Source organism: Bradyrhizobium sp. Kon10 (assembly GCF_055807395.1).
On the sequence record NZ_JBVVOZ010000333.1, the window covers coordinates 1 to 248 of the forward strand.

The 248-nt window shown below is 54.8% G+C and carries 1 pseudogene; it reads right to left on the reverse strand.

From position 1 onward, the window contains the following. Positions 1–248 (reverse strand): annotated as a pseudogene (locus AC0L2O_RS37270) (ectoine/hydroxyectoine ABC transporter substrate-binding protein EhuB); the annotation flags it as partial.

Consider the following 248-nt stretch of genomic DNA (forward strand, 5'->3'; position numbering starts at 1 on the left):
GATCCAATTGGTTGTCGTGTCGCCCGGAAGGCTGGCAGCCACGATGCCATATTGCTTGACAGAGCTCATCATCTCATCGGATCCGATGTACTGCTTCAGCGCCTCGTTGAATTTGGCCAGAAAGTCGGCATCTTCGGAGCGAAAACCGAGACCGACCCAGTTATAGGTCCACTCCGGCAGAGCGGCAGGATCGGTGGCCTGGATTTCGCCACTCGATTGGTCTGCCATGAGTTTGGCTTCCAAATAAG